Raw genomic sequence first — 6,021 nt, 5'->3', positions numbered from 1 at the left:
ACCGTTTGCGGCAGGTTAAGGAAGTTGTATCCCAGAGTGATGTTCTTCTGGCTATCGCTGGTGAGGTTGCCATTGGCGTCGTAGCCATAACTGCTATTGGTAAAACCACTGATAGCTGTTAACCTGTTACCATTGTAGCCGGTATAGTTGTTTGTTCCAAAATTATCACGGGTTAAACTGACAATATTACCCATTACATCGTAACTAATGGCTTCGCCCAGGTTGTTGCCTGCTGTGGCATTGGTCAAACGGTTCAGCCTGTCGTAACTATAACTGAAGGCATTGGCCGTACCGTTGGTATAACTCTGGCCAGAGATATTGCCATTGAACTGCGCAAGGATACCATCGTTATATTTCAATTCCATACTGAACTGATCGGAGGTACTGTTCTTCATCCAGCCACGCTCGTTGTAGGCAAAGGTAGTGGCCTGGCTATCGTTGTGCAGGTTCTTTTTACTCAGCTGCCCGATTTCGTTATACTCCAGGTGGCTCAATGCAATTTCGCCTTTATCGTTGATGTTCTCGAAAGTGGCGATCTTGCGACCGGCATGGTCATACTCGTAACGGTTGGCAATGGTAGTAACTGCCCCGCCTACCGTGTGGGTACGTATGCTCGCTTTCAGGCTGCCATCAAAGTTCCAGGTATTGTCTACCACATCGGTACCATTCAGGTGGTTGCTGCTCTTGCTCTGCAGTATACGCCCTTCCAGATCATAATAGTTTACGGTAAGCAGCATCGTTCCGTTACCCAGGTTCTTTACCTTTGTTCCTGTCAGCAGGCTTTTGGTCCGTGCTGCTGGTGCCTGGCTTGTTCCGGGCTGGCCAAAGGTGTTACCTACAAAATCATAATCGTCGTAATAGTTCAGTACATAATAATCTCCGATACTGCCCTGTGGAATAGCATCGTTGCTGTAACCAATCTGTGCATTTGATGCATCAGGTTTTTCATAGGCAGCAGTTCCGTTTGCGATATCCTGAAAAGAAACCCTATAATTGGTTCCCGACTGCCCGCCGTGAAGATCATCAATATAACGCCCACTGATTACTATCCTACCGAAAGCATCATATTTGGTAAAGTTCCATTCCTGCGGGCTTTTGTTGCGCTGGTTGGCATCCTGGCTCATTACCACCTGGTCGAGTTTGTTGTAAACCATAAACTCCCAGCCCTTGCCAGGGATTTTCTTCTCCACCAGCCTTTTGCGTCCATCGTAATGGTAACCGTAGATAAACTGGTCGAAAATCGTTTGGCTTTCGTCAAAAGTGCTTAACGCAGCCTGTCCGTTTTCGTTTACCGCCGGGGGAAGCACATAACGTAGGTTGCCAAGGTCATCATATACATAATAGGTAGATAGGCTTCTTCCATCTGTTTCCCATACCCGTTTCAGCACCACACGCCCTTCAAAATCCTTGAACTCTTCGGTAGTGCCTGCCTTTACATCTGCTGGTTTCCAGTTTTCGTCCTTAAGAATGGTTTTATACAGTTTCCCTGGCCCGTAAACACTGGCTGCAGCACCATTACCAGCATTATTCACGATCCACAGTTTTACCTCATCCTGGGTATTGGTGCCATATTCGGTTTTAAGCGCATGGCCAGCACTGATCTGCCAGTCTGCACCTGGGGCACCCTGCTGTAATACCCGGTTTAGTGGTGAGGCTTCGAAAACCGTTTCGGCAAAGGGATAACCTGTTGCTTTTACCCCCGCTGTTGGGCTGTTGTAAAAGGACAGCTGATCAGCCAGCGCAGCTGTACGGTAATTACCAGTGGTTCCGGTCTGTGCCGCATAGGGCTGGTATTTAAATTGCTCGCGGCCAAAGGCATCGTAGGCCACAGGCTGTACAATATCCTTAAAGCCGGGGCTGCCCTGCACCTGAACAGTCTGCAAGGACCTGCCCAAACCATCGAAATACTGGATCGTTTCATTTACCTCACAAATGCTGCGACCAGAAAGATTGTTCGGATCTAAGCCCGGCTGTTTAAATATCTTCGTACTGATATAGTTCTGGTTGGTACTGGGCGTTGAAGAGAGCGGCTGGCAGTTCAGATAGCTCAAACCCGTGGTGAAAATCCGTACAGGTCCCATGGTATGGAAACCGTCGGTCAGCGTTGCGCTCGACGGTGCACTGATCTCGCTTTCGCCATTATATACCGATACCACTTTTTGGGCAGAAGAGCTGCCAACAAACAGCAATAAGACTGCTAAAGCATAAAAATATTTTAGATGTTGTTTCATAGGAGCGCCTTAGTTTTTATAGTGGTAATCAGTCTGTTTTAAAATGTTGCCGTTCTGGTCTTTTATTGCTTTTAAACGCTGGAAGGCATCATACTCATAATAGGTGGTCATGCCTTTGGCATCGGTGCTACTGGTCATCCCAATTAATGGTTTGTAGGTAAAAGTAGTAACCTGCGCATCTAAAGGAAATATACGTATATCGTCAATGGCATCGCCCTGATTCAAGACTGTAGCTCCCTGATACGCCGCTTCAATGTAATGCCATAAGCCATTTTCAAGATACCAATAGCTGATTATATAATTTCGGCCATTGGGGATATTCCAACTAATGGTATAATCTCCTAAATAGTATTTCTCTCCGCTGTGCGCATTTCCTACAACGCCGTTCTCTTCAAATCCTTCAAAAAAGAATTCATCTTCCGTGGCATTTTTGCACTGTGCGATTACATACTGATTGTTATAGCCCCATTTATAAGCCGTTGAAATGCCATTGGGAACACTAAAGTTTAGCAAATTACCATGCCCATCATAGGCATTATAAACGATTTCAATAAAAGGCGCTGCGCTGCCATAAGATGTTTCAATAGATAAAGGTTGGTAAGTGCCAGAAAATACCGAAAAATTATTTTTTCTTTGGGCTATCTGCTGGTTGTTTCCCTGATCTATAAACCTTTCCTCTACTACTGGGGAAATTATATTTGCATTGCTCATGGCCAAATAAACCGGAATGTTAGTTTTATCTTTTACATATTGTTTTTCATTACGCACAATCCTTCCCTTGCTATCGGTATTGTAAATAATAGTAGGGAAACTATAATTGGGATTTCCATAAGTATACTCAGAACCTGTAGTAACAGAATCAGTATTTATCGAACTATAGCTAACTTCTTTTGTTTGCTGAAGCTGTACCTTTCCAGAAACAAACAGAAATTTCTGCACTTCAAACTGTGCAGGTATCTTTGAATAGTGATCTCCCGAACCAACAGTAACCTCTGGTTGTATATAACTAATTTTCATACTTGGGATAGTATCTCTCCCAACTATTGGAAAACCGTAGGTATTTTTTGATGAATGAACATTTTTGTAAACTGCTCCATCAAGCCTTTGCACTGTTTCTTCAGCAAGCATTCCTTTGGCGCCTTCTATCGGACCTTTTAGATAGCGATAAATCTTCCTACCGTTTAGCCCGTTTTCTTCATAAGTTTCGCTCACTTGTTCGTATCCTAAGGTATTATCGAGGTTAACACCAAGAGATTGGGATGATGAAGAGCTAATTACGTTATATCCACATGTTCCCTCTAAAATTGCACCACCGCTAGCAGTATTTATTTTAGGAACAGTGTAAATGCTATTAAAAACCAAATAATCAGGTGCACTTGTTGGTAATATCACGCTGCTATGCTGTGGATCATTTATCCAATTGTAGTTATAAAATTTACTACCGGTTAAAAGTGCTCCATCATAAGTTTTTATCGCTTTAACTCTTAATCCACCAAAAACAATTTTACTATAGGTATTGGTTGTAGTTACCGGTTTTTTCCACTCAAAATATAAATCCCCCTTATCGTCTCCGTTGCTACCGGCGATCATCAACCTATAGTTAGCACCTGCCGTAATGCTGGGAAAATTGGTTTCAAATCCATTTCCAGACACAGTTTTATAAACAGTGGAAAAATTGGTTCCTCCCATAATGTAACCAAACATAAAATCATCTGTGTTGATGGTTGGCAGCGACCAAGACATTTTAAATTCAGCTGCGTTTAGCGGTAAAAAAAAATCCGTAGAACCGTTTGAAGTATTTGATACCGTAGCTGATTCTGTTATATAATTGGTAACACTTTCTGTAACATTATCTTTGTGCGGTTCGAATTCAAAATTTGTAATACCACCAGTAGGATATCGTATTCCAATCAATGAATAAGTTTTCATGTATTCAAAATCAGGCATTCTATCAGCCCCTGTAATCCGTCCGATAGATGGTATTGGTGGGATAAAAGTATTCGTCGCTGTTTTTCCGTTATAAAAGCCCCAATAATCCTGCGAAAAAGACAGTCTCTCTGGTAACTGGTGCTGTTCATCATAAGTAAACTGATAAGCAGGCTGGCTGTCTTCTTTTATAGAGAGTAGCTTTAAACGCAGGTTCGTACCAGATCCGAAATAATTATGGTTTAGATCCCAATTCTTAACCGTTACTCCGTTTTGCTTAACAACAATGTGTTCCAGGGCATTTCCTTGATCGATATTATTGTATTTCAGATCGAGTCTGTTGGAAGCTGAATAAGAAAATTCGACCAAGCTCGAATTATCAGAAGACCTGATTCTTTTGATCCTTTTTCCAAAAAATTCCTGTATGGTATTGCATGTCCGGTTTTGCATTGTCAATTCTGCACAATCCAAAATTCCCTGCTTTTCGTAACGCACCTCATTATAACCTTTAACAACCTTATAATTATAGGACTCATAATCAAAATCGATCTCATTGTTATTTGGACTAACAATCTTGGAAAGGTAGAAAGCTGAAATAATTTCATCAGGGTATTCACTATTACCAGGTATACCAACTGAACACACCGGCGTATTTTTTGAAGTTTCTATAACATCAAAATAATATTTTATTCCCTTATCATCTGTAATGATAATAGAACCACCGTTTTCGAACATATTGACTTTTATATTAGGATCTGAAGGGAAGAAACATACTTTACCACTATGATCAATCAAAAATTTGCCTGATGAATTTAAGAAATTATAATAGTAGAAATCTCTTTCCATATCTATGTGTTCCTCTACTAATTGCTTTCCTAAGTCGTAATCTGGATGACTTCCTTCTAAATCTGGAAAATTCGGATTGAAAGGATTCGGAAAACCAATGTTAGCAGAACCATCCGGCCCGCCATTTTGAGTCCGAGAAATTACTCCCCCAGCATTCAGCGACCAACCTAAACCGACATTCGTTGCGATATCATCTACTCTTATTCCCCCTGCATTGTAACTTAATTTTATGGGAACAGTTATGTCGCCGATCTTAAAATTATAAATCGGGATAGAGACATCTGGCAATCCCGAGAATAGGGATACAGGTACATCGCCATATTTACCAAGTGCAGCGGCTTCTGGTGATGCTGTTATGGGATTGGGATGTTCGGCCTTACTGAAAGTGTTAGATATAGATTGACTAAAACCTGGGTTACTCCATAGTTGCAGTAAAGCGCAAATTAAAATGGAGAGGAGCGTTAAGATTCTTTTCATTTTTGTTGAATTTATTTATTAGAAGGCTAAGATGGAGTTGCATTTTTCAGGATAAATTTTAATAATTATCTGAAAGCAAAAACTTTGATATGAATAAATTATCTCAGAAATATTTTGTACGAAGTTACCTTCATTAGTGTGGGAATATTGATTGAGGCGCATATAAGATATTTTCACCAAAAATGTCTTTAAATTTTAAAATTGATCAAGAATTTTACACAAACCCCTTGCTTTATATGACGAAACTAACATTTATTCAGAATTGGAAATTTACTAAAAAACAGGAGAAGACCTATTAAGGAATTATGGCCATTTTTTTTTGCACTATCGGTCTGTTGTGTAAGCATACAAAGAAAAGCTAAGGACAAATCAAAAAAATAGTTCTAAACTAATCTGCTATTCCCGTTTACCAGACTGAACCATAAGCATGAATACTTTGAACAAGGTTTGGATCAAGCGGAAAAGTTGGGGGGAATAAAATAATTTGTTTCTTTGTGGTATTACAACAATTATAACTTCCCTTGAATCAAGCCGAACAAAC

2 protein-coding genes are annotated in these 6,021 nt (G+C 40.6%); both read right to left on the bottom strand.

Features of this window, described 5'->3' with window-relative positions; genetic code table 11:
• Positions 1-2,231: DUF6443 domain-containing protein (locus HDC90_RS25140; protein WP_221451947.1), on the bottom strand; the 2,231-nt coding region annotated here is incomplete at its 3' end.
• Positions 2,232-2,240: 9 nt separating this feature from the next.
• Positions 2,241-5,480 (bottom strand): hypothetical protein, encoded by a 3,240-nt coding sequence (locus HDC90_RS25135; protein WP_184471374.1) that lies wholly within the window; start codon positions 5,478-5,480, stop codon positions 2,241-2,243.
• Between the last annotated feature and the right edge of the window lie 541 nt (positions 5,481-6,021).

The sequence above is a fragment of the Pedobacter sp. AK013 genome (assembly GCF_014205835.1).
Taxonomy (GTDB): domain Bacteria; phylum Bacteroidota; class Bacteroidia; order Sphingobacteriales; family Sphingobacteriaceae; genus Pedobacter.
The sequence above is the reverse complement of the archived record's forward strand: the minus strand, read 5'-3'. Positions and strand labels throughout refer to the sequence as shown.